This window comes from Streptomyces sp. NPDC090119 (assembly GCF_044747085.1).
Taxonomy (GTDB): domain Bacteria; phylum Actinomycetota; class Actinomycetes; order Streptomycetales; family Streptomycetaceae; genus Streptomyces.
In genome coordinates, this window is record NZ_JBIVDK010000002.1 from 240626 (window position 1) to 264906 (window position 24281).

A 24281-nucleotide genomic window follows, 5' to 3' on the forward strand; every position below is an offset into this window, starting at 1 on the left:
GCGGGCATGAGCCGGGAAACGACGGATGGGACGGACGTGGGCGGCGGGCCGGGCGTGGACGCCCGTGGCCGACTCGCGGGAGACGGGAGAGGAGCCGCGGTGACCGAAGCACTGACGGCGGGTCCGGGCGCCGCGGAGCTGCCGGACGATCTGACCCCGGCCGAGGCGGGCATGTGGCAGGCGTTCCGCAACGGCAGCGTGTACGACCTGAGCGGCGGCGAGACGGCCGTGGACGATCCGCACGGCGGCGTCCCCTGGGGCGCGGAGCGCAGTGTGCGGGCGCGGGTGGTGTGCTGGCTGCTGCTGGACGGGCCGCCCGCGCTCGCGGGCCGGGTCTCCTCGCTGAAGCTGACCGGGGTGCGGATCACCGGCACGGTGGACCTGGCGGGCGGCACCGTCACGCCGTACGTGGAGCTGCGCGGCTGCCGGTTCGACGAGGAGGTCCGGGTGCCGGAGGCGCACTTCACCACCGTGCGGCTGGTGGACTGCGCGATACCCCGGCTGGAGGCGGCGCGGGTGCGCACCGAGGGCGATCTGCATCTGGCGCGCTGCCGGTTCCGTACCGGCGTCCGGCTGACCGACGCCCGGATCGGCACCGACCTGATGCTCAACCAGGCGGTGGCGCACCGGGACCGCAGCGGGCGGTCCATCACGGCGGACGGCATGACGGTCGGCCAGGACCTCCAGGCGGAGATGCTGGAGTCGTACGGCGAGCTGCGGCTGCGCGGCGCCCAGGTCGGGGTGTCGCTGAGCCTGCGCGGGGCCCGGCTGTCCAACCCGTACGCCCGGCTCGCGCTGAACGCCCCGCAGCTCACGGTGGAGCGGACCCTGTACCTGACCCCGGCCGCGGTGGGCAGTCCGCTGCTGAGCGGGACGACCCCGGCGCGCGGGACGCGGGTGCAGCGGTTCGAGTGCCGGGGCGGGCTGCGGCTGGACGACGGCCGGTTCGGGGACGCGGTGGACCTGGAGGGGGCGCGGTTCGTGCTCACCGACGACCAGGAGCTGTCGCTGCGCCGGATACATACGCCCGAGCTGCGCTTCCTCGGGGACCGGCCGCCGTCAGGGCGGGTGGTGCTGTCCGGCGCCCGGACGGTCAACCTGGTGGACCACGCGGGCAGTTGGCCGGAGCCGGGCAACCTCCAGATGAGCGGCTTCGCGTACGAGAACCTGGTGCCGCGCGGCCCGTTCCCGCTGGCCCACCGGCTGGACTGGGTGGCGGCGGCGACCGCCGAGTACCACCCGGAGCCGTACGAGCGGCTGGCCGCCGTGCTGCGCGCGGCCGGGGAGGACGAGGACGCCCGCGAGGTGCTGCTCGCCAAGCACCGCAGACGCAGGGAGACGCTGCCCCCGGCGCTGAAGCTGTGGGGGTACGCGCAGGACTGGGCGGTCGCCTACGGCTACCGGCCGGGCCGGGCCGCGGTGTGGATGGCGGTGCTGTGGGCGGCGGGCACCCTGGCGTTCGCGCACGCCGATCCGCCGCCCGTGCATCCGGAGGACCGTCCGGCGTGGAGTCCGGCGCTGCTCACCCTGGATCTGCTGCTGCCGGTGATCGACCTGGGGCAGCTGGACCAGTGGCGGCTGCGCGGGGCGTGGCCGTGGCTCGCGGCGGTGCTGATCATCCTGGGCTGGGTGCTGGCCACGGCGGTGGCGGCGGGCGCCACGCGGCTGCTGCGGCGGAGCTGACGCGCGGGGCGGGAGGGGTGCATGGGGCAAGCGCGGTGGCAGGGGCCTGACAATGGTGGAAAAGTTACCTTTTTGCGCTTCCTTGACCTTCGGGGGCACAACCTTCCACGACTTGCCCGAACCCTCTGGCGCGGGCCCGACCTGCGGACTTTCAATGGTCGACACCATGGTTCTGCTGCCGGCGTTTTTCCGCCCCACCCGGAAGACACGACGCGCCTCGCGCCCGGACTCCCCCGCACCGGCCGACGACGTCATCCTCGACGCGCCCGACGACCGCCTCTCCCCCGCCCTGGTCGCGGCCGGGCAGGGCGAGTTCCCGGTCGCCGCCGCCCTGCTCGCGGCCACCCGCGCGGCGGGCCAGTGGGAGGAGCGCGACGCCTACGCCACCCGGCTCGCCGCCTTCGCCCGCTCCCGCCCCGAGTGGTTCGAGGCGTGGCGCGCGGCCGATCCCGGCGACCCCGGCGTGGTGCTCGTCGGCGCCCAGCTGGCGGTGGACCGCGCCTGGCCCTCGCCGGGCCGCGCCGAGCTGCTGCGCGAGGTCAGCCCGCTGATCACGGCCGCCGCCCGGGCCGACGACCGCGACCCGGTGCCCTGGCGGATCGCGCTGGACCACGCGCGCGGCTCCCGGGCGGGCCACAAGTACTTCGAGGAGCTGTGGGAGGCGGCCGTACGGCGCTCCCCGCACCACTACGGCTGTCATGTGGCCGCGCTGCGCTATCTGGCCACCTTCTGGCACGGCTCGCACCGCGAGTGCTTCGACTTCGCCGAGCCCGCCGCCCAGGACGCGCCGCCCGGCTCGCTGGTCCAGGCGCTGCCGCTGCGGGCCGCCTTCGGCTATCTGACCGACGTCTGCGGCCCCGTGGTGCCCCGCGACCGGCTGCTCGCCGCGGCCGACCGCGCGGTGGCCCTCTCCGCCCGCTTCCCGGCGGCCGACCCCCGCACGGCCGAGGTCCGCAACAAGCTCCTGTACGTCCTGCTGCGCCTGGAGCGCTGGGAGGAGGCCCGCGCCCAGCTGGCGCTGATCGGCCCGTACGCCACCTCGTACCCGTGGAACCGGGTCTCCGAGGACCCGCTCGGCCACTTCCTGCGGCTGCGCGACGCCCTGCTGACCGGCGCCCCGCCCGCCGCGCTGGCCGCCCTGCTCCCGACCCCGCGGCGCCCCCGTCCCTGAGCCCGATGGGGCCCGACGGGGGCCCGGCAGCGGCCCGGCGGGCCAAGATCGGTGAGGCAACCGCTGGCGCCGCGGACGCTCCCGCGGACCCGACCATTAGGCTGGGGCGTCGTGACCACCGCCCGCCTGCCCCTCTTCCCGCTGAACACGGCGCTGTTCCCGGGACTCGTCCTGCCGCTGTCCGTCTTCGAGGAGCGGTATCGCGCCATGATGCGCGAGCTGCTGAAGACCCCGGAGGACGAGCCGCGCCGGTTCGTCATCGTGGCGATCCGTGACGGCCATCAGCTGGCGCCGAGCGCCATGGGCCTGCCGGACCCCGACACCGCGACCGACGAAGGCCCGGCGGCCGGGTTCGGCCCGGACCCGCTGAAGGCGCTGCACCGAGTGGCCTGTGTGGCGGAGGCCGCGACCATCCGGGAGCGGACCGACGGCACCTTCGAGGTGCTGTGCACGGGCACCACCCGGGTCCGGCTGCTCTCGGTTGACGGCTCGGGGTCGTTCCTGACCGCCGAGGTGGAGGAGCTGGAGGAGGACCCCGGCGACGAGGCGGGCGCGCTCGCCGAGGGCGTGCTCCGCTCCTTCCAGCAGTACCAGAAGCGGCTGGCGGGCGCCCATGAGCGCTCCATCTCCGCCGACTCCGACCTGCCGGACGACCCCAGCGTGATCTCCTACCTGGTGGCGGCCGCGATGGTGCTGGACACCCCTACCAAGCAGCGTCTCCTCCAGGCCCCGGACACCGCCTCCCGGCTGCGGGACGAGCTGAAACTGCTTCGCTCGGAGACGGCGATCATCCGTAGTCTGCCCTCACTGCCCGCGTTCGAGCTGACGCGGGCGCGTACCAGTCTGAACTGAGGGAACCGAGGCCGACACCCGCGATGGCGAAGAAGTCCAAGAAGCAGCAGACGTCAGGAGCGGGCGGCACGCCCGCCACGGTGGCCCTCACCGCGGCGGGCGTCGGCCACACGGTCCACTCCTACGAGCACGACCCCGCCCACCCCTCCTACGGCGAGGAGGCCGCCGAGGCGATGGGCGTCTCCCCCGACCGCGTCTTCAAGACGCTGGTGGCCGACGTGGACGGCACCCTGACGGTGGCCGTGGTCCCGGTCTCCGGCACGCTGGACCTGAAGGCGCTGGCCGCGGCCGTCGGCGGCAAGCGGGCGGCGATGGCCGACCCCGCGCTCGCCGAGCGCACCACCGGCTACGTCCGCGGCGGCATCTCCCCGCTGGGGCAGCGCAAGAAGCTCCCCACGGTGCTGGACGAGTCGGCCGGGGCGCACCCCACGATCTGCGTCTCCGCGGGCCGACGCGGCCTGGAGGTCGAGCTCGCCCCGGCCGACCTCGCCACCCTGACGAAGGCCGTACTGGCCCCCATCGGCCGCGCCTGACGAGCGCTAGGCGGGAGGCGGCCCGTAGGGGCCCTGGCCGTGGGGCTCCTCCTCGTACCGGCGGGGCTCGTACGGGTCGGGGTCGCGGGGGCCGAAGAGGGCCGTCAGGCCGAGGTGGACCAGGAGGGCGCCCAGCGGCCAGGCCAGCAGGGCGCCCTTGGCGCCGAGCCGGAGCGGGGCCGGGAAGGTGACGCCCGCGCCGACCGCCTTGGCGTGCGCGATGACGTCCGACGTCGGGCCGAGCCACACCCCGAGCCGCCAGGCCAGCAGCGAGCCGAGCAGGCCGCCGACGCCCAGGCCCACCACCAGCGGCACGCCCCCGAGTCGCCGCAGCAGGAACACCAGGCCCGCGCTGATCAGCCCGAAGGCCAGGCCCAGCAGGGCGAACGTGCCGTCCACCCCGGCTGCCTGCTCGCCCTCGGTGTCCTTGAGGTAGACCACCCAGCTCCGGTCGGTCTGCTCGCCGACGAGCGGCACGTGCGGGGCCAGCCACCACCACAGCAGCCCGAGCAGCACCCCGGAGAGCGCCACCGCCACGGCCACGGCCACGGCTTCGCGTACTTCGGTCTTCATACCGGGGCCGTCCTGTCCGTACGGGTCCGCGACCGGTGTCCCGCCCGAGGGGCCCCCTCCGTGCTGATGCGCGAAGTCGTCGTGCGGCGGCGGTGGCGGAGTCAGGGGTGCGGTCACCCTGACATCGTGCCAGGTCGCGCCGCGCGCCGCGTCACCGGACGGCGGCCCGGCGGTACGCCCGGGTCGCCACGGCCAGCGAGATCACCCCGACGCCCGCGCACACCCCCAGGTCAGCGAGTACCACCGCCCAGTCCGGGTCGGGACCGAAGGTCCGCGCGTACGCCTCCACCCCGTAGGTGGAGGGCAGCAGATCGCGGGCGAGGAGCACGATGCCCGGCATCCGGTCGGCGGGCAGCACACCCAGCAGCAGCGCCGCCGACATGCCGAGCTGGCCCAGCAGCGTGGCGAGTTCGGGGCGCGGCGCGAGCAGCCCGCAGGCGGCGCCGAGCCCGGACAGCGCGGCCCCGGCCAGCGGGATCACCGCGAGCAGCACCCACAGGTTGGACAGCGGCAGCCCGAACAGCGCGCAGCCGACCACGGCGGTCACCAGCGTCCCCGGCACGGTGAAGGAGGCGTACGCGGCGGCCGCGCCCAGCACCACGGCGGCGGGCGGCACCGGCAGCGTGGCGTAGTGGTCGAGCCCGCCGCTGGCGCGCAGCTGGCCGAAGTACTGCGAGAGCAGGTTCAGCGCCACGTAGGCGACGACGAGCACGGACGATCCGGCGACCACCGCCTGGGCCTCCGGCCCGCTGTCCACGACACCGCGCATCATCACGGCGATGCCGACCGACTGGAACGTCGCCACGAACAGCAGCGGGATGCGCGCCACCCGGGCCCGCGACAGCTGGGCGCGGTAGACGGCGGCCAGCGACGGCCACAGCCGCACGGGCGGCCCCAGCTCCGCCGCGCGTCGCGCCTGCCCCGGCGCGCTCTTCGCGGCACTCGGCAGCACCTCGGCGGGTACGACACTCACGACGCGCTGCTCCTCTTCCCGACGGCGGCCGGACAGCAGTCCTTCAGGGACGATACGGATGCGACGAGGCCCGCGCTCACGCCTTCACCAGACCCTGCCGGGCCGCCCCGCCGAGAGCCAGGTAGACGTCCTCCAGGCTCGGCGTGGCCAGGGTGAAGTCGTCCAGCGCGGCGAACGCGGCCCCGCCGGTGACGGTGGCGACGGCGGCCCGCGCCTCCTCGGGGGCGAGCCGGAGCGTCCAGCGGCGCCCGGCCTCCACGGCCCGCTCGCGCAGCACGGCGACCTCGGGCACGTCCAGCGGCGCCCGCTCCCGCCAGACCAGCTCGACCCGGACCTCGCCGGAGACCCGCTCCTTGAGCCCGGCCGGGGTGTCGCAGGCGATCACCCGGCCCTGGTCGAGCACGGCGACCCGGTCCAGGACGGTCTCGGCCTCGATGACGTTGTGGGTGACCAGCAGCACGGACGCGCCGTGCTCGGCGCGGCGCCGGTCGACGGCGGCCCAGACGGCGCGCCGGGCCACCGGGTCCATCCCGGTGGTGGGCTCGTCCAGCACCAGCAGCGGGCGCCTGCCGACGAGCGCGGCGGCGAGGCAGGCGAGCCGCCGCTGGCCGCCGGAGAGCTTCTTCAGCGGGCGTCCGGCGATCGGGGCGAGCCCCAGCTCGTCCAGCACGGCGTCGCGTTCGGCGCGGGCGGCGCGTACGTCCAGGCCACGCAGCCGTCCGGTGGTCTCGGCGGCGAGGGCGACGGTCAGCTCGTCCAGCGCGGAGGACTCCTGGCCGAGGTAGGCGAGGATGCGGGCGGCCCGCTCGGGGTGGCGCACGATGTCGTGGCCGAGGATCTCGACGCCGCCGGAGTCGGGGCGCAGCAGCCCGGTGAGCTGCCGTACCAGGGTGGACTTGCCCGCGCCGTTCGGGCCGAGGAGCCCGAATATCTCGCCGTGGCGCACGTCCAGCGTCACCTGGTCGGTGGCCCGTACCTCGGGCGCGCCCGGCGTTCCGCGCCGCCCCTTGACGGGCGGATAGGTCTTGGTGAGCGCGCGCACGCGTACGACGTCGTCGTACCGAAGTGCCTGTCCCGCGCGCGTAGTCACAAGGGACGAGAGTACGCGGTGCGGGCCCTTTACTCGCCTTTGGGTCACCTCATCACGGCGTCCGCCGGTCAGGGCCCGTTCACTCCCCGGCGGAGGCGCTCTCCGCGGCGGCGGGTACGTCGAACTCGCGCCAGAACCCGGCCCGGATGGCGTAACGGTCGTGTTCGTCGATCTGGTCGTCCTTGTGGGCGAGCAGGCCGAAGCGGGCCGCGTAGCGCAGCAGCTCGCCGTCGATGCGGTGCGGGACGCGGGGGTACATCGCGGCGAGCCGCTGGAGGTGGCCCTGGTCGCCGAGCCGGGACATCCAGCGGCGGGCGAAGACCTGGCCGACCTCGTAGGGGTCGCCGCCGACCGTGGTGATGTCCTCCTCGCGGTCGGCCCAGCGCTGCTCGGCGGTGGTGAGCTGGGCGAGCGTCGGCATGGAGGCGGCCTCCGGCGGCTCGGCGGCGGTGCCCGGCCGGTCCACCCAGCCCTTGTCGGAGGACCAGCGCAGGGTGGCGTTGGCCGGGTGCTGGGCGGGCGGTGCGCCAGGGGTGCGCAGCGCGGCCAGGTCCTTGGGGGTGGGGACGCCCTTGTGGGCGGCCGCCCGCTCCTGGCTGCCGTTCTCGGGCGCGTCGGCGGCCTGGCGGTGGGTGTCCTCCTCGGCGGTCCGGCCGCCCCCGGAGAGCGCGGACTCGGGCAGCGGGGCGGAGAGGATCGCGGCGATCTCGGGGCGGGGCACCAGGGGCGGGGCGCAGACGCCGGTGAGTTCCTTGGCGCGGACGGCCTTGATGATCCAGGCGCGGTCCAGCACCCGCCGCTCGTCGGCCTCGGCGACCAGGTCCTCGGACTGGTTGTAGTCGCCGTCGGCGGCCTGGACGGCCCACAGGTGGACGGCGACGCCGTGTTCCTTGGCGGCCATCATGCCGGGCAGCAGGTCGCCGTCGCCGGTGACGAGGACGATGTCGGAGCAGGCACGGTTACGGGCCAGCTCGGTCAGCTCGGCGTGCATGGCCGCGTCGACGCCCTTCTGCGCCCAGCGGCCGTCGCTTCTGGTCAGGGCGCCGAGGCGGACGGTCACGCGGGGCATCACCCGGAGTCTGCGGTGCTCCGGCTGGGGGACCCGGTCGGGGGCGCCGTCGAACCAGTAGATCCGAAGCAGCGGGCGGCCGGTCTCGGACTCGGCCCGTTCGCGCAGCGCCTGGATGAGCGCGGTGTGGTCGACGATGATCCGGGACCGCGAGGGCTCACCGGCGAGGAGGCTCGCGGCGGCTCCCAGCAGATACCCGGCGTCCACCAGGACGATGCAACGGTCCACGCGACTCACCCTCTTTCCGGGAGGTATTGCTTCGGCGTTCCTTCGAGTCTGCCCGACCGCGCGGGGGTTAACGGCCGGAACTCGATCTTCGGCGTGGCGTTTCCGGGAGCCGGTGTGCCCACCAGCCCTGTCACACACGGTAATTATCCGACATGCGCTTGATGTCAGCGTATGTGAATCTAATTTCGGCCCTGGCCCCTAGACCCCCTTCAGGAGGCAGATCCCCATGGCCAAGAACAAGAACCGCAAGCAGACCGGCCCGAAGAACCGCGCTTCGCAGGCCGAGCAGTCCCAGCGCTCCGGCGAGCAGGCGTCGGAGGCGCAGGAGGCCACCGCCCAGATCGCGGGCGGCCGGCCGGACTACGCACACAAGCAGAACAAGCGCTTCGGCCACAACTGAGTGCTGCTAAAGGGCATGTGAGCCCCGGAGCACACAGCGGGACGCAGTGAGCACACGAAAAGGGGCGCACCTCCGCGGGGTGCGCCCCTTTTGCTCTGCCTGCCGCCGGGCTCAGCCGGCCAGGCAGGACGGGCCGAGCAGCACCTTCAGGTCGCCGTAGAGCGCCGGGTCCGGCTTGACCCGGTGCCGGTCCAGGCGCAGCACGGTCGTCTTGTGCGGGCCCTGGAGCTTGATGCGGACCTCGCTGTCGCCCTTGTGGTGGGTGAGGATCTCACCGAGGCGGCTGATCATGGGCGGCGTGACCCGGACCGCCGGGATGGTGAGCACGACGGGGGCGTTGGTGCCCGCGTTGGACAGGTCGGGGACCTGGAGTTCCATGGCGACGAGCCGGGGCACGTCCTCGCGCTTGTCGAGCCGGCCCTTGACGAACACCACGGCGTCCTCGACCAGTTGGGTCGAGACGAGCTGGTAGGTCGCCGGGAAGAACATGCACTCGATGGAGCCCGCGAGGTCCTCCACGGTGGCGATGGCCCAGGCGTTGCCCTGCTTGGTCATCTTGCGCTGGAGGCCGGAGATGATGCCGCCGATGGTCACCACCGCGCCGTCGGAGTGCTCGCCGCCGGTCAGCTGGGAGATGCCCGCGTCTGCCTTGTCGGAGAGCACGTGCTCCAGGCCGAAGAGCGGGTGGTCGGAGACGTAGAGGCCGAGCATCTCCCGCTCCTGGGCGAGGAGATAGGTCTTCTCCCACTCCTCGTCGGTGAACTGGACGTCCAGTCCGAAGCCGGGCTCGCTGCTGGCCTCCTCCCCCATGCCGCCGAAGAGGTCGAACTGTCCCTCGGCCTCCTTGCGCTTGACCGCGACCACGTTGTCGATCATCGGCTCGTACTGCGCGGTGAGGCCCTTGCGGGTGTGGTTCATCGAGTCGAAGGCGCCGGCCTTGATCAGCGACTCGGTGGTGCGCTTGTTGCAGGCGACCGCCTCGACCTTGTCGAGGTAGTCCGGGAAGGAGAGGTACTTCCCCTTGGTCTTGCGGCCCCGGATGATCGCCTCGACCACGTTGGTGCCGACGTTGCGCACGGCGGAGAGGCCGAAGAGGATCACGTCGTCGCCCTGGGCGGCGAAGTTGGACTCCGACTCGTTGACGTCCGGCGGGAGCACCTTGATGCCCATGCGGCGGCATTCGTTGAGGTAGACCGCCGACTTGTCCTTGTCGTCCTTGACGGAGGTCAGCAGTCCGGCCATGTACTCGGCCGGGTAGTTGGCCTTCAGATAGGCGGTCCAGTAGGACACCAGGCCGTACGCGGCGGAGTGCGCCTTGTTGAAGGCGTATCCGGCGAAGGGGACCAGCACGTCCCACAGGGCCTGGATCGCCTCGTCGCTGAAGCCCTTCTTGCGGGCGCCGCCCTGGAACAGGACGAAGTTCTTCGCCAGTTCCTCGGGCTTCTTCTTGCCCATCACGCGGCGGAGGATGTCGGCCTCGCCGAGCGAGTAGCCGGCGATGATCTGGGCGGCCTTCTGCACCTGCTCCTGGTACACGATCAGGCCGTGGGTGACCGCGAGGACCTCTTCGAGGGGCTCCTCCAGCTCCTTGTGGATCGGCGTGATCTCCTGCAGGCCGTTCTTGCGCAGGGCGTAGTTGGTGTGCGAGTCCATGCCCATCGGGCCGGGACGGTAGAGCGCCGAGACGGCGGAGATGTCTTCGAAGTTGTCCGGCTTCATCAGGCGCAGCAGCGAGCGCATGGGGCCGCCGTCGAACTGGAAGACGCCGAGGGTGTCGCCGCGCTGGAGCAGTTCGAAGGTCTTCGGGTCGTCGAGCGGGAGGCTCAGGAGATCGATGTCGATCCCCTTGTTGGCCTTCACCATCTTGACGGCGTCGTCCATGATCGTGAGGTTGCGCAGGCCCAGGAAGTCCATCTTCAGCAGGCCGAGCGACTCACAGCTCGGGTAGTCCCACTGCGTGATGGTCACGCCGTCGGTGTGCCTCACCCACACCGGGACGTGCTCGGTGATGGTCTCGCTGGACATGATCACGCCCGCGGCGTGCACACCCATCTGGCGGACGAGGCCCTCGACGCCCTTGGCGGTGTCGATGACCTTCTTCACGTCGGGCTCGTTCTCGTACATCCCCCGGATCTCGCCCGCCTCGCCGTACCGCGGGTGCGAGGGGTCGGTGATGCCGTTGAGGTCGATGCCCTTGCCGAGGACGTCGGCGGGCATCGCCTTGGTGAGGCGGTCGCCCATCGCGTACGGGTAGCCCAGGACGCGCGCGGAGTCCTTGATGGCGTTCTTCGCCTTGATCTTGCCGTAGGTGCCGATCATGGCGACCTTGTCGGCGCCGTACTTCTCGGTCACGTACCGGATCACCTCGACGCGCCTGCGCTCGTCGAAGTCGATGTCGACATCGGGCATCGAGATGCGCTCGGGGTTGAGGAACCGCTCGAAGATCAGGCCGTGCGGGATCGGGTCGAGGTCGGTGATGCCCATGGCGTAGGCGACGATCGAACCGGCCGCGGAGCCTCGGCCGGGGCCGACCGCGATGCCGTTGTTCTTGGCCCACATGATGAAGTCGGCGACCACGAGGAAGTAGCCGGGGAAGCCCATCGAGATGATGACGTCCATCTCGTACTCGGCCTGCTTCTGCCGGTCGTCGGGGACGCCGCCGGGGAAGCGGCGCTCCATGCCGCGGCGCACCTCCTCCTTGAACCAGGTGACCTCGGTGTAGCCCTCGGGGATGTCGAACTTGGGCATGAGGTTCTTGGCCTCGAACATGCCGGTGGTGTCGACCATCTCGGCCACCAGGAGGGTGTTGGCGCAGCCCTCCTGCCAGGCGTCCGAGGAGTCGATGGCGTACATCTCGTCCGTGGACTTCAGGTAGTAGCCGGTGCCGTCGAACTTGAAGCGGCCGGGCTCGGAGAGGTTCTTGCCGGTCTGGATGCAGAGCAGGGCGTCGTGGGCGGCCGCCTCGTGCGCGTAGGTGTAGTGCGAGTCGTTGGTGACCAGCGGGGGGATGCCGAGCTTCTTGCCGATCTCCAGCAGGCCGTCGCGGACCCGGTGCTCGATGTCGATGCCGTGGTCCATCAGCTCCAGGAAGTACCGGTCCTTGCCGAAGATGTCCTGGTAGTCGGAGGCGGCCTGCAGTGCCTCCTTGTCCTGGCCGAGCCGCAGCCGGGTCTGGACCTCGCCGGAGGGGCAGCCGGTGGAGGCGACGACGCCCTCGGACCACTTGGAGATGGTCTCCTTGTCCATCCGGGGCCACTTCTGCAGCCAGCCCTCGGCGTACGCGTCGGAGGAGAGCCGGAAGATGTTGTGCAGGCCGGTCCGGTTCACCGCCCACATCGTCTTGTGGGTGTAGCCACCGGAGCCGGAGACGTCGTCCCGCTTCTGGTGCGGCTGGCCCCACTGGATCTTGCGCTTGTTGCGCCGGGACTCAGGGGCGACATACGCCTCGATCCCGATGATCGGGGTGATCCCGGCCTTCTTCGCGGAGTGGAAGAAGTCGTACGCCCCGTGGAGGTTGCCGTGGTCGGACATGGCGATGTGTGTCATGCCCATCTCATTGCAGGCATCGAACATGTCCTTGAGCCGCGCGGCACCGTCCAGCAGCGAGTACTGGGTGTGGACGTGCAGGTGCGTGAAGGGCGGCTTCGACACGGTTTCGGCCTCCAGATGAACAAGAAGGGGACAGCGAAGAAGTCTATGCCCCGGCACTGACACCCCCGGGCTCCGTCCACGTACCTTCGTGGGGGAACCGGGCACTCCGGCGCGGCGTCACCCGTTGTGGACGGCGGGAGCGCCGCCGCACCGCTTCCGCCGTATTTCCCATCGCTCACGCACGATCCGCACCAGGAGGCATCCCGCGATGTCGGTTCCCCAGCTCAGCGACGAGCAGCGCGGCGAGGAGATCCTCGCCGTCTTCGACACCGCCTTCGGCCAACTGCTGGCCGCGGACCCGGCCGCGTTCCGGGTGAAGTTCCGCAAGATGGCCGCGACCGCCTTCGCCTTCTACCGGGGCACGGCGAACCTCTTCTACCACGACCTCGACGCCGAGAAGCGGGGCGGCCCGTACCTGGACGAGCGCACCTCGCGGGTGTGGGTGCACGGCGATCTGCACGCCGAGAACTTCGGCACCTACATGGACTCCAACGGCCGCCTGGTCTTCAACGTCAACGACTTCGACGAGGCGTACGTCGGCCCCTTCACCTGGGACCTCAAGCGCTTCGCCGCCTCCATCGCGCTGATCGGGTACGCGAAGGCGCTCAGCGACGAGCAGATCAGCGAGCTGGTGACGGTCTACGCGGTCGCCTACCGCGAGCGGATCCGCGCCCTGGCCACCGGCGCCAAGGACGACGAGGTGCCGCCCTTCACCCTGGACACCGCGCAGGGCCCGCTGCTGGACGCGCTGCGCGACGCCCGCTCGCTGACCCGGTTCGGGCTGCTGGAGTCGATGACGGAGATCCGCGACTTCGAACGCCGGTTCGCGCCGGGCGGCGGCTCGGTCGAGCTGGACGCGGCCACCCGGTACAAGGTGCTGGCCGCCTTCGACGGCTACCTGGAGACGCTCCCGGACACCTCGCTGGCCCGCCCGGAGTCGTACCGGGTGAAGGACGTGGTGGGCAGGCGGGGCATCGGCATCGGCTCGGCCGGGCTGCCCTCGTACAACATCCTGCTGGAGGGGGCGACCGACGCCCTGGAGAACGATGTGGTGATCTACATCAAGCAGGCGCAGACCCCGGCCGTCTCCCGGCACATCACGGACCCGGCCATCGCCGGTTACTTCCAGCACGAGGGCCACCGCACGGTGATCTCCCAGCGCGCCCTGCAGGCGCACGCCGACCCGTGGCTGGGCTGGACCGAGCTGGACGGCGCCGGTCAGCTGGTCGCCGAGATCTCGCCGTACGCGGTCGACCTGGACTGGGGTGACATCGACGACCCGGAGGAGATCGCGGCCGTCGTCGCCGACCTCGGCCGGGCCACCGCCACCATGCACGCGGCGGCGGACGAGACCACCTCGGGCGAGTCCCTGGTGCCGTTCTCCACCGAGCGGGCCATCGACGCCGCGCTCGCGGCCGACGAGGAGGGCTTCGCGCCCCTGCTGGTGAACTTCGCGCACACGTACGGCGCCCGTGCGCGTGCCGACCACCAGATCTTCCTGGACCTGTTCCGCAACGGCCGGATTCCGGGGCTGTAGCCGCCACCGGACCGTGTACGGACCCCCGCGCGAACCCCTTACGGGTGCCTCACAGGGGTCCGTGACACACTCTCCTCTCGCCATGGACATATCCGGGACCCAGCTCAGAACCGTGCGCGCGGCGCTGTTCACGGCCTTCACCGTGACGCTCAGCACCGCGTCGCACGTCCTGCTGTCCCGGTCCCCGCTGCCGGTGGCGACCGTGCTCGCGGTCGCCGCCGCGGTGTTCACCGCCGCGTACGCGCTGGCGGGCCGCGAGCGGGGCTTCGGCTCCGTCGCGGCCCTGCTGATCCCGCTGGAGCTGGCCGCCGACACGGTGTTCACCACCGGCCAGCACGCCTGCTACGGCCGGGCCGGGGGCCCGGTCACCGGTCCGCTGCACGCGGTGGGCCTGGACCTGCTGTGCCGGGGCGGCGCCCTGGGCGGCCCGCTGGCCCGCGTCTCCGGCGGCCCGGACCGCGCGGGCGCGCTGCTCGCGCCCACCGACCCGGCCGCCTCCTGGCTGCTGCTCGCCGCGCACATCGGGGTGGGGCTGCTGGCCGCCGCCTGGCTGCGCCGGGGCGAACGGGCCCTGTCCGAGCTGGTACGGGCGGTCGCCGCGACCACGTTCCGGCCGCTGCTGCTCGCGGTGGCCGCCGGTGCGGTCCGGACGGCCCCGGCCCGCCGGATGCCGCGCCGCACCCCGCGTCCGGCCACCGCGCGGACCCTGCTCCTCGCGCACTCCCTGGGACGGCGCGGACCGCCGTGCTCCGTCGCCCTCGCCCGCCCCTGACGGGGCACAGCTCCCCACACATATCCCGCGCACACCTACCTCGGGTACGGCATGTGCGCGTCCCCTATGGAGATCACCACTATGAGCAAGCGGAACACCCAGGCGGCGAAGACGGCGGCGCGTGAGCGGCTGCGTCAGGAGCGCGAGCGCCAGGCCAAGCGGGACAAGGTGAAGCGGCAGGCGATCGTCGGCCTGTCGGTGGTGGCGGTGCTCGCCGCCGCGGGCGGCATAGGTTACGCGGTCGTCCAGGGCAACAAGCCGAGCGGCTGGGAGGCCGCCAAGAAGGCCACCCTGGTCAAGCCCGCGCACACCACGGGCAAGGACGGCACCACCGTCGTCGTCGGCAAGGACAGCGCCAAGAAGACCCTCGCCATGTACGAGGACCCGCGCTGCCCGGTCTGCGCCCAGTTCGAGCAGGCGTCCGGCGCCACCGTGGACAAGGACGTCGCCGCGGGCAAGTACAAGGTCCAGTACATCGGCGCGACCTTCATCGACAACGGCATCCCGGGCGAGGGCTCCAAGAACGCGCTCAGCGCGCTGGGCGCGGCCCTGAACGTCGACCCGGAGGCGTTCCTGAAGTACAAGTCGGCGCTCTACTCGGCGAAGTACCACCCCGACGAGCAGGACGACAAGTTCAAGAGCGACGACTACCTGATCAAGGTGGCGGACACCGTGCCCGCGCTCAAGGGCAACGCGACCTTCCAGAAGGCCGTGAAGGACGGCACCTACGACAAGTGGGCGCTGGTCATGAGCGAGAAGTTCGACGTGGACGGCAAGAAGTACGGCTTCCAGGGCACGCCGACGCTGATCATGGACGGCAAGAAGGTCACGGGCTCCGACGGCAAGAACGCGCCGATGACCCAGCCCGAGTTCGTCACCGCGATCAACAAGGCCCTCAAGGGCTGAGCCCCGGCCGGAGTGCCGGTCACCGCGTGAAGAGCGGGCGAACTTTCGGAGTTCGCCCGCTCTTGGCGCATACCGATCAGTAACCTGATCGGCCGTGACCAGTCCACACAGATCCCTCGAGGCCGCTCCGGCCCGCAACACCCTTGCGCCCAGCCGCCGTACGGTCGTCAAGGCCGCCGCGGCCACCGCCGTCCTGGCCGGGCCGCTCGCCGCCGCCCTCCCGGCCCGCGCGGCCAGCGCCGTCCCCGTCTTCCGGCACGGTGTCGCCTCCGGCGACCCGCTGCCCGACGGCGTCCTGCTCTGGACACGGGTGACCCCGGTACCCGAGGCGCTGCCCGGCTCCGGGGTCGGCCCGGACACCGAGGTCGGCTGGGTCGTCGCCCGCGACAAGGCGTTCACCTCCGTGGTCGCCACCGGCTCCACCACCGCCGCGGCGGCCACCGACCACACGGTGAAGGCCGACATCCGCGGCCTGCAGCCGGGCACCGACTACTGGTTCCGCTTCACCAGCGGCGGCGCCGAGTCCCCCGTGGCCCGCACCCGCACCGCGCCCGCCGCCGACGCCGCCGTGCCCGGTCTCCGCTTCGGCGTGGTCTCCTGCGCCAACTGGGAGGCGGGCCACTTCAGCCCCTACCGCCACCTCGCGGCCCGCGGCGACCTGGACGCCTGGCTGCACCTGGGCGACTACATCTACGAGTACGGCACCGGCGAGTACGGCACCCGGGGCACCGTCGTCCGCCCGCACTCCCCCGCGCACGAGATCCTCACCCTGGCCGACTACCGCGTCCGGCACGCCACCTACAAGACCGACCCCGACCTCCAGGCGCTGCACCTTGCCGCGCCGGTCGTCGCCATCTGGGACGACCACGAGTTCGCGGACAACGCCTGGTCGGGCGGCGCGGCCAACCACACCGAGGGCGCCGAGGGCGCGTGGGCGGCCCGTCAGGCGGCCGCGAAGCAGGCGTACTTCGAGTGGATGCCGGTCCGCCCGGCGCTGGCGGGCACCACGTACCGCAGGCTGCGCTTCGGCAAGCTGGCCGATCTGTCGCTGCTGGACCTGCGCTCGTTCCGCTCCCAGCAGGCGGCCACCGCCTCCGGCGCGGTCGACGACCCGGACCGTACCCTCACCGGGCGGGCCCAACTGGACTGGCTGAAGGCCGGGTTGAAGGCGTCGGACACCAAGTGGCGGCTGGTCGGCAACTCGGTGATGATCTCGCCGTTCGCGGTGGGCGCGCTCTCCGCCGACCTGCTCCGGCCGCTGGCGAAGCTCCTCGGGCTGCCGCAGGAGGGCATCGCCGTCAACACCGACCAGTGGGACGGCTACACCGACGACCGGCGCGAACTCCTCGCCCACCTCAAGGCCAACGCCATCGGCAACACCGTCTTCCTCACCGGTGACATCCACATGGCGTGGGCCAACGACGTGCCGTACGACGCGGGCACCTACCCGCTGTCGGCGTCGGCGGCCACGGAGTTCGTGGTCACCTCGCTCACCTCGGACAACCTCGACGACATCGTGAAGGTGCCCGAGGGCAGCGTCTCGGCGGTCGCCGCGCCGGTCATCCAGGCCGCCAACCGGCACGTCCACTGGGTCGACACCGACCGCCACGGCTACGGCGTCCTCGACATCACCGCCGAGCGGGCGCAGATGGACTACTACGTGATCTCCGACCGCAGGAACCCGAACGCCACCTCGGCGTGGGCGCGTTCGTACCGCACCCGCAGCGGCACCCAGAAGGTCGAGCGGAGCTACACGCCGGTGTAGCGGCTCACAGGCTGTCGAGGAAGCCGAGCGCCACCCGCCAGGTGGCCTCGGCGGCCTCGGCGTCGAAGTCGGGCAGGTCCCGGTCCATGTAGAGGTGACCGGCGCCGGGGTAGCGGTAGACCTCCACGTCCGCGCCCGCGCGGCCCATCTGGAGATACCAGGCGCTCAGCCAGTCGTCCGTCTCGAACGGGTCCGGCTCGGCCACGTGCAGCTGCACCGGCAGTTCGTCCACGTGCGCGTTGGCCGCGATGTCCGAGGTGCCCTGGAGCAGCAGCAGCCCGCGGGCCTTGTCGTCGCCGAGGGCGAGGGTCTGCGCGATGGAGCCGCCGAGCGAGAACCCCGAGTAGACCAGCCCGCGGTCGGAGTAGGGGGCGACGGCCAGCACGGCCCGCTTGAGCAGTTCCTCCGTGCCCACCGACTGCTGGTACTCCATGCCTTCCTCGACCGAGTCGAAGGTGCGGCCCTCGAAGAGGTCCGGCGTCCACACCTCGTGACCGGCCGCGCGCAGCCGGTCCGCCGCGTCGCGCACCGCGGGGGTGAGCCCGTAGGCGGAGTGAAAGAGCATGATGTTCATGCGCCCATGGTGCCAGCCGCACCAGGTCAGGGCGTTACCGGCGCGGCCCGTCTACCCCGGCGGTGGCCGAACACACAGGTTCATGACGGCACAGGGCGGTTACGTTCCCCCTCATGGAGAACGTCATCCGGCCCCTGGCCGTGGTCGGCGGTGCCGTCGCGCTCACCGTGCTGCTCGGCTGGGCCACCGACCTGCTGCTGCGCAAGGCCGACGAACGGCACGGCGAGACCCCGCTCTGGGGCTTGCTGCGCCGTTGCCGCATCCCTTATCAGCTCGTCCTGCTCGCCGCCCTGCTCAGAGGGTCCTACGCCCAGGTGCCCTGGCTGCGCGACCACCGGGTCGGCATCGGCCAGACCCTGACCCTGGTGCTGATCGGATCGACCGCCTGGCTGATCATCGGCATCGCGGGCGCCGTCGTGGAGACCTCGTACAGCCGCTACGCGCGCATGCACCGGGACCCCGCGCGGGTGCGCCGGGTGCGTACCCAGGTGACGCTGATCATGCGGGTGGTGTCCGCGACGGTCGGGGTGGTCGGGGTGGCGGCGATGCTGCTGACGTTCCCGGAGATGCGCGCGGCCGGTGCCTCGCTGCTGGCCTCCGCGGGCATCCTCGGCATCGTGGCGGGTGTCGCCGCCCAGTCGACGCTGTCCAACCTGTTCGCCGGGCTGCAGATCGCCTTCGGCGACATGGTGCGCATCGGTGACACCGTGGTGGTGGACGGCGAGTGGGGCACCGTCGAGGAGATCACCCTGACCTTCCTGACCGTGCGGACCTGGGACGAGCGCCGGATCACCATGCCGGTCTCGTACTTCACCTCGCGCCCGTTCGAGAACTGGTCGCGGGGCACCCCGCAGATGACCGGCACCGTCTTCTGGTACCTCGACCACAGCGCGCCGGTGGAGGCGATGCGGGAGAAGCTCCGCGACATCCTGCGCCACTGCGCGGCCTGGGACGGCCGTTCCTACGGCCTGGTGGTGACCGACACGACCGCCAACACCATCGAGGTGCGGGCCCTGGTGACCGCGAAGGACGCGGACGACATCTGGACGGTCCGGGTCACGGTCCGCGAGCAGATGATCGCGTGGCTGTCCACCGAGCACCCGTACGCGCTCCCCCGCGTCAACACCTCCGACGCGGCCCAGGCCCCGTACCAGATCCCGTCCCCCGACCGCGCCACCCTGCGCAAGGCGTACGAGTTCCCGCGCACCGGCCGCGTGTAGCCGGATTCCGACGAGCCGGGGGCGGCTCAGCGCAGGCTGCGTACGTCGAGATGGCGCAGCACCCGGTCCACGATCTCCGGGTCCGCCCCCGGCTCGCTGCGCGCCGCGAGCACCTCGTGGCGGGCGGCGCTCATCATCTCCGACTGGATCTGCCGCACCCGCTTCAGGCGCCGGGCCCGCTTCTGGTGGGCCTCCTTGCGCTCCTCCTCGCCCATGTCGGGGCTGATGCGGATGCCGATGTCGAAGGCGCGCCGCAGCATCTGCTCGGACAGCTCCTCGGGGAGGTCCTCGACCTGCTCGATCTCCCGCAGCTTGCGCCGCGCGGCCTTGGTCGCGCGGACGGCGAGATCCTTCTCGAACTCCTTCTCCCGCTCGGAGTCGGCCTTCACCCCGAGCTTGCGCACCAGCCGGGGCAGGGTCAGCCCCTGGAGCACCAGGGTGGCGATGATCACTCCGAAGGCGATGAAGACGATGATGTCCCGGTCCGGGAAGGGCCCGCCGTCCTCGGTGGTGAGCGGGACGGCGAGGGCCAGCGCCACCGAGGCCACCCCGCGCATCCCGGACCACCACATCACCACGGTCTCGCGCCAGCCGACCGGGATCTCCTCGTCGATGTCCCGCCGGGCGTGCAGCCGCTTGGTCAGCCAGGTCGCGGGCAGCAGCCAGAGCAGCCGGACCAGGATCACGACGGCCGCGACCGCCGCCGCCCAGCCGACCAGCTCGCTCCAGCGGCCGGAGGCGGTGCGGACGGCGTTGTGCAGTTCGAGGCCGATCAGCCCGAAGGCGACACCGGTGACCAGGGTGTCGATGATGTCCCAGAAGGTGTGCCCGGCCAGCCGGGTCATCACGTCGTCGGCGTCACTGGCGTACTCGGAGAGGAACAGGGCGGTGGTGAGCACCGCGAGCACGCCCGAGCCGTGCAGCTCCTCGGCGAGCACGTAGGAGGCGTAGGGCACCAGCAGGGTCAGGCCGATCTGGAGGGTGGCGTCGCCCAGCAGGGACATCAGCTTGTTGGCGCCCCAGCCGAGGGCCAGGCCGATGACGACGGCGACGACCGCGGAGAGCACCAGGTCGAGACCTGCTTCCCAGGGCGAGAACTCACCGCTGATCGCGGCCGCGATGGCCACGTGGTAGAGCACGATCGCGGTGACGTCGTTGAACAGCCCCTCGCCCTCCAGGATGGAGACCAGGCGGCGCGGCAGCCCGAGCTGCCCGGCGACGGCGGTCGCGGCGACCGGGTCGGGCGGGGCGATCAGCGCGCCGAGCGCCACCGCGGCGGCGACCGGCAGGCCCGGCACTATGGCGTGGGCGACCGCGGCGACACAGATCGTGGTCACGAAGACCAGGGCGACGGCCAGCAGGAAGATCGGCCGGACGTTCGCCGCGAACTGCCGCCAGGAGGTGCGCCGCACCGCCGCGTAGAGCAGCGGCGGCAGCAGGGCGGGCAGGATCAGGTCGGGCGGGATGTCGACGTTGGGCACGAAGGGCAGCACGGCGAGCACCCCGCCGAACAGCGTCATCAGCACCGGCGCGGGCAGTCGGAAGTATTCGCCCACCGGGACGCTCACCAGGGCGGCGAGCAGGATCACGAACAACAGGGCCAGCTGATCCACGTAGCGCTCTCCGGAGGTAAACGATCACCGCAAGCCTCCAGCCTGCCACGTCGGCTGCTGCGGGCCGGTCAGCGGCCCGCCCTCGTACGGCAGTCCTACGCGGGCCCGAGCGGGCGGCGCATCGCCCGGTGCGCGATCCCGGCGTCCAGGAACTCGGGGCCGTACGCCGTGTAGCCGAGGCGCTCGTAGAAACCGAGGGCCTGGGTCTGGGCGTGCAGGTCGACGGCGGTGAGGCCGAGTTCGCGGGCCGCGTCCTCGATGGCCCGCACCAGGGCCGCGCCGACGCCGAGGCCGCGCGCCCGCCGGGTCACCGCGAGCCGTCCCAGCGAGCCCACCGAGGCGTCCCCGCCGGTCTTGGCTGCGGCCGCCGCTCCGTGCAGCAGCCGGCCGGTGCCGAGCGGCACGCCGTCCTCGCCCATCGCCAGGACGTGCACGGCGGTGGCGTCGTACGCGTCGTACTCGATGTCCTGCGGGACGCCTTGCTCGGCGACGAAGACGTCCTTGCGGACCGTGAAGCACGCCTCACGGTCGGCGGGGTCCTCGGCGACGCGGACGGTGTACGGCGCGCTCACGCGTACGTCTCCTCCCGGACGCGGTCGAGGGCCCGGCTGAGGTCCTCGGGGTAGTCGCTCTCGAACTCCACCCACCGGCCGTCCGCCGGGTGCTCGAAGCCGAGCCGGACCGCGTGCAGCCACTGGCGCTCCAGCCCCAGCCGCTTGGCGAGCGTGGGGTCGGCGCCGTAGGTCAGGTCGCCGACGCAGGGGTGGCGGTGGGCGGACATATGGACGCGGATCTGGTGGGTGCGGCCCGTCTCCAGCTTCACGTCCAGCAGGGAGGCGGAGCGGAACGCCTCGATGAGGTCGTAGTGCGTCACCGACGCCTTGCCCTCGGCGATCACGGCCCACTTGTAGTCGTGCTGGGGGTGGCGGCCGATGGGGGCGTCGATGGTGCCGCTCATCGGGTCCGGGTGGCCCTGGACCAGGGTGTGGTAGTGCTTGTCGACCGTGCGCTCCTTGAACTGGCGCTTGAGCGAGGTGTACGCGCGCTCCGACTTGGCGACCACCATCAGCCCGGAGGTGCCGACGTCCAGCCGGTGCACGACGCCCTGGCGCTCGGCCGCGCCGGAGGTGGAGATCCGGTACCCGGCGGCGGCGAGACCGCCGATGACGGTCGTGCCGGTCCAGCCGGGCGAAGGGTGCGCGGCCACGCCGACCGGCTTGACGATGACGACCAGGTCATCGTCGTCGTACACGATCTCCATGCCCTCGACCGGCTCGGCGACCAGCTGCACCGGGGCGGGTGCCTGCGGCATCTCCACCTCCAGCCAGGCTCCGCCGTGCACCCGCTCGGACTTGGCGACCACGGCGCCGTCGACCTGGACCTTGCCGGCCGTGGCCAGCTCCGCCGCCTTGGTGCGGGAGAAGCCGAACATCCGGGAGATGGCGGCGTCGACACGCTCGCCCTCCAGGCCGTCGGGCACGGGCAGGGTTCGGATCTCGGGAATCGTGCTCACCCGTCGAGTATGCCGGACGGGTGAGAAGGCGCCGAACGAGCCTGTGGAAAACCGGTGCGGGAGGGCGTCAGTCCTTGTGGACGGTGCCGTCCGGGTCCAGGCCGCGGAAGGACAGCAGCACGATCAGGATGCCGCCGCACACGATCGCGGAGTCCGCCAGGTTGAACACGGCGAAGCCGCGGGGCGCGATGAAGTCGACGACCTCGCCCTGGAAGACACCGGGGGCGCGGAAGATCCGGTCGGTGAGGTTGCCGAGGGCACCGCCGAGCAGCAGGCCGAGCGCGATGGCCCAGGGGGTGCTGTAGAGCTTGCGGGCCAGCCGGATGATCACCGCGATCACGGCGGCCGCGATCACCGTGAAGATGATCGTGAAGGCCGCCCCGAAGCCGAAGGCGGCACCGGGGTTGCGGATGGCGTGCAGCTCCAGGAGGTCCCCGACGAGCTGGATCGGGGGGTTGTGCTCCAGCTTGGCCACCACCAGCAGCTTGCTGCCGAGGTCGAGGGCGTAGGCGAACACGGCCACCGCGAAGAGCACGGCGATCCGGCGCCCGCGCCCGGTCCGCCCCGCGGGGGCCTCGGCCCGCGCCCCACTGTCCTCCGGAGTGTCCGGCGTACCGATGATGCGCTCCGCCTCTGCCACGTGAGTCCCTCAACCTAGGTGCCTGACTGAGGAGAGAGTACGGCACGCCCCCCAGGGGGTGTCTTGTCGGTCGGGCCGGATCAGGAAGGGCGGCGGAGAGCGGACCCGGAGGTCAGGAGCGGCGTTCCTGCTTCTGCTTGCACTCCACGCACAGGGTGGCCCGGGGGAACGCCTGCATGCGGGCCTTGCCGATGGGGTTGCCGCAGCTCTCGCACAGGCCGTAGGTGCCCGCGTCCAGCCGTTCGAGGGCGCGCTCGGTCTGGGTGAGCATCTCGCGCGCGTTGGCGGCGAGGGCCAGCTCGTGCTCGCGGGTGATGTTCTTGCTGCCGGTGTCGGCCTCGTCGTCGCCCGCGCCGTCCGCCGAGTCGCGCATCATGCCGACCAGGGACGCCTCGGAGGAGGTGATCTCCGTGTCCAGCCGGTCCGCCTCGGCGGCCAGCTCCGCGCGGGCCTCGGCGACCTCCTGGGGGGTCCAGGGGTCCTCGCCGGGGCGTACGGCCAGATCGCCGGGTTCGGCGGCGGCCAGGCGCGCCTTGGGCAGGGCGCCCTGCTCCGCCGTGGCCGTGCCAGGGGTCTTCTTCGCAACCACCCTCGTGGCTCCCGTCTTCTTGGCCGTGCTCTTCTCGGCCGCCTTCTTGGGGGCGGCCTTCCGGGCAGCTGTCTTCTTGGCGGCCGTCTTCTCGGCGACCGCCTTCTTGGTGGCCGCCTTCTTGGCGACGGTCTTCTTGGTGCTCGCCTTCGTGGTGCTGGTCTTCCTGGTGGCCGCTTTCCCGGCCGTCGTGCCCCGGGGGGTCGCCGCCTCGGCGGCGGTGGCCTCGGCGGCCGTCTTTCTGGGAGTCACCGTCTCGCCGCCCGTCTTCTCACCGGCCGCCCGCGCAGCGGACGCCTTCCTGGCAGTGGTCTTCCCCGCGCCGCCCTCACGGACCGGCGCGGAACTCTTCTGGGCCTTGGCGGCCGCCGCCGTCTTCTTCTCGGCGGGAGCCTTCTTGGCCACGGCCTTCTCGACGGCCGCCTTCTTCTCGCCCGCAGCCGCCTTCTTCTTCCCGGCGGAAGCCGCCCTGGCCCGCCCGCTCCCCCTTTCCGCCGAACCGCCGGAGGTCTTCTTCGCCACCATGGCCGCGGCCCCTTCACATACGTGAGATTGCAGGCGAATCGTGCTGGGACGATAAATCGACTTGGGTCCCGCGGCAACGGGGCACGCCGCCCGATTCGCCCGCCCCGCGCCCCCCGCGCAGCAGACCTGCATCCGTTGTGCCCACCTCCCCGGCCCGTAACCCGTCACCCCGGCCTCACCGCCATTCGGGTCGGAGTCCGCGCGGAAAAAGCGGTCGGCCGCTGTCCGCCCGGCGCCGTACACTGGGCGGAGCGAGAAGCGTGGATGGGGACGAGTAGCGTCGTATCGCAGCCCAGAGCGAGCCGGGGTCGGTGGAAGCCCGGTGGCGAGCGCGATGTGAAGATCACCCCGGAGCCGCCGGAGGAAAGCCCCTGCCACTGGGCGGGAGCGAGTAGAACCGGCTT

21 protein-coding genes are annotated in these 24281 nt (G+C 72.1%); 10 read left to right on the forward strand and 11 right to left on the reverse strand.

Annotated elements, in window-relative coordinates:
- The first annotated feature begins 171 nt into the window (after window positions 1-171).
- The 4 genes from ACIPPM_RS08465 (at window position 172) to ybaK (ending at window position 4239) form a co-directional block, all read left to right on the forward strand.
- Window positions 172-1683: an oxidoreductase gene (locus ACIPPM_RS08465; protein WP_401446369.1), complete on the forward strand. Its 1512-nt coding sequence runs from the start codon at window positions 172-174 to the stop codon at window positions 1681-1683.
- Between the two features lie 154 nt (window positions 1684-1837).
- Window positions 1838-2854 (forward strand): hypothetical protein, encoded by a 1017-nt coding sequence (locus ACIPPM_RS08470; protein ID WP_401444696.1) that lies wholly within the window; start codon window positions 1838-1840, stop codon window positions 2852-2854.
- A 111-nt stretch (window positions 2855-2965) separates the two neighbouring features.
- Complete coding sequence (locus ACIPPM_RS08475) at window positions 2966-3706, forward strand: LON peptidase substrate-binding domain-containing protein (RefSeq protein WP_401444698.1); 741 nt, start codon at window positions 2966-2968, stop codon at window positions 3704-3706.
- A gap of 23 nt (window positions 3707-3729) precedes the next feature.
- Window positions 3730-4239: a Cys-tRNA(Pro) deacylase gene (gene ybaK, locus ACIPPM_RS08480; protein WP_401444701.1), complete on the forward strand. Its 510-nt coding sequence runs from the start codon at window positions 3730-3732 to the stop codon at window positions 4237-4239.
- Between the two features lie 6 nt (window positions 4240-4245).
- On the opposite strand, the gene ACIPPM_RS08485 is transcribed toward ybaK, so the two are convergent.
- From ACIPPM_RS08485 to ACIPPM_RS08500, 4 genes are all read right to left on the reverse strand, one after another.
- Window positions 4246-4929 carry an AAA family ATPase gene (locus tag ACIPPM_RS08485; RefSeq protein ID WP_401444703.1) on the reverse strand — a complete coding sequence of 228 codons (684 nt, stop codon included), beginning with the start codon at window positions 4927-4929 and terminating at the stop codon, window positions 4246-4248.
- Window positions 4930-4963: 34 nt separating this feature from the next.
- Complete coding sequence (locus ACIPPM_RS08490; RefSeq protein WP_388992339.1) at window positions 4964-5785, reverse strand: ABC transporter permease; 822 nt, start codon at window positions 5783-5785, stop codon at window positions 4964-4966.
- Window positions 5786-5861: 76 nt separating this feature from the next.
- Window positions 5862-6875 carry an ABC transporter ATP-binding protein gene (locus ACIPPM_RS08495; RefSeq protein ID WP_388992342.1) on the reverse strand — a complete coding sequence of 338 codons (1014 nt, stop codon included), beginning with the start codon at window positions 6873-6875 and terminating at the stop codon, window positions 5862-5864.
- A 79-nt stretch (window positions 6876-6954) separates the two neighbouring features.
- Window positions 6955-8172: an NYN domain-containing protein gene (locus tag ACIPPM_RS08500; RefSeq protein WP_401444707.1), complete on the reverse strand. Its 1218-nt coding sequence runs from the start codon at window positions 8170-8172 to the stop codon at window positions 6955-6957.
- Between the two features lie 226 nt (window positions 8173-8398).
- On the opposite strand from ACIPPM_RS08500, the gene ACIPPM_RS08505 reads away from it, so the two are divergent.
- Window positions 8399-8572, forward strand: a complete 174-nt coding sequence (locus ACIPPM_RS08505) for a hypothetical protein (protein WP_401444710.1) — start codon at window positions 8399-8401, stop codon at window positions 8570-8572.
- Between the two features lie 111 nt (window positions 8573-8683).
- Here ACIPPM_RS08505 and dnaE read toward each other — a convergent pair whose 3' ends face one another.
- Window positions 8684-12223, reverse strand: a complete 3540-nt coding sequence (gene dnaE, locus ACIPPM_RS08510; protein WP_401444712.1) for a DNA polymerase III subunit alpha — start codon at window positions 12221-12223, stop codon at window positions 8684-8686.
- A gap of 208 nt (window positions 12224-12431) precedes the next feature.
- Here dnaE and ACIPPM_RS08515 point away from each other — a divergent pair, with 208 nt between their 5' ends.
- The 4 genes from ACIPPM_RS08515 to ACIPPM_RS08530 all read left to right on the forward strand — a co-directional run bounded on the left by ACIPPM_RS08515 (window position 12432) and on the right by ACIPPM_RS08530 (window position 17203).
- Complete coding sequence (locus ACIPPM_RS08515) at window positions 12432-13760, forward strand: DUF2252 domain-containing protein (protein WP_401444714.1); 1329 nt, start codon at window positions 12432-12434, stop codon at window positions 13758-13760.
- Window positions 13761-13842: 82 nt separating this feature from the next.
- Window positions 13843-14532: a hypothetical protein gene (locus ACIPPM_RS08520; RefSeq protein WP_401444716.1), complete on the forward strand. Its 690-nt coding sequence runs from the start codon at window positions 13843-13845 to the stop codon at window positions 14530-14532.
- Window positions 14533-14613: 81 nt separating this feature from the next.
- Window positions 14614-15438: a thioredoxin domain-containing protein gene (locus tag ACIPPM_RS08525; protein WP_401444718.1), complete on the forward strand. Its 825-nt coding sequence runs from the start codon at window positions 14614-14616 to the stop codon at window positions 15436-15438.
- Between the two features lie 94 nt (window positions 15439-15532).
- Window positions 15533-17203 carry an alkaline phosphatase D family protein gene (locus ACIPPM_RS08530; RefSeq protein WP_401444720.1) on the forward strand — a complete coding sequence of 557 codons (1671 nt, stop codon included), beginning with the start codon at window positions 15533-15535 and terminating at the stop codon, window positions 17201-17203.
- 4 nt (window positions 17204-17207) lie between these two features.
- Here ACIPPM_RS08530 and ACIPPM_RS08535 read toward each other — a convergent pair whose 3' ends face one another.
- Window positions 17208-17777 (reverse strand): dienelactone hydrolase family protein, encoded by a 570-nt coding sequence (locus ACIPPM_RS08535; protein WP_401444722.1) that lies wholly within the window; start codon window positions 17775-17777, stop codon window positions 17208-17210.
- A 113-nt stretch (window positions 17778-17890) separates the two neighbouring features.
- On the opposite strand from ACIPPM_RS08535, the gene ACIPPM_RS08540 reads away from it, so the two are divergent.
- Complete coding sequence (locus ACIPPM_RS08540) at window positions 17891-18997, forward strand: mechanosensitive ion channel family protein (RefSeq protein ID WP_393597165.1); 1107 nt, start codon at window positions 17891-17893, stop codon at window positions 18995-18997.
- Between the two features lie 26 nt (window positions 18998-19023).
- Here ACIPPM_RS08540 and ACIPPM_RS08545 read toward each other — a convergent pair whose 3' ends face one another.
- From ACIPPM_RS08545 to ACIPPM_RS08565, 5 genes are all read right to left on the reverse strand, one after another.
- The gene (locus ACIPPM_RS08545; RefSeq protein ID WP_401444725.1) at window positions 19024-20610 is read right to left on the reverse strand and encodes a Na+/H+ antiporter; all 1587 of its coding nucleotides are present in this window, start codon (window positions 20608-20610) and stop codon (window positions 19024-19026) included.
- A 95-nt stretch (window positions 20611-20705) separates the two neighbouring features.
- Window positions 20706-21182, reverse strand: a complete 477-nt coding sequence (locus ACIPPM_RS08550) for a GNAT family N-acetyltransferase (RefSeq protein WP_401444727.1) — start codon at window positions 21180-21182, stop codon at window positions 20706-20708.
- Window positions 21179-22123, reverse strand: coding sequence for an RluA family pseudouridine synthase (locus ACIPPM_RS08555; RefSeq protein ID WP_401444729.1), 945 nt, complete (start codon window positions 22121-22123; stop codon window positions 21179-21181). Before ACIPPM_RS08555 ends, ACIPPM_RS08550 begins: the two co-directional genes overlap by 4 nt.
- Window positions 22124-22190: 67 nt before the next feature.
- Window positions 22191-22763, reverse strand: a complete 573-nt coding sequence (gene lspA / locus ACIPPM_RS08560; protein ID WP_401444732.1) for a signal peptidase II — start codon at window positions 22761-22763, stop codon at window positions 22191-22193.
- A gap of 112 nt (window positions 22764-22875) precedes the next feature.
- On the reverse strand, window positions 22876-23877 hold the full coding sequence (locus tag ACIPPM_RS08565; protein WP_401444734.1) for a TraR/DksA family transcriptional regulator: 1002 nt from the start codon (window positions 23875-23877) through the stop codon (window positions 22876-22878).
- Between the last annotated feature and the right edge of the window lie 404 nt (window positions 23878-24281).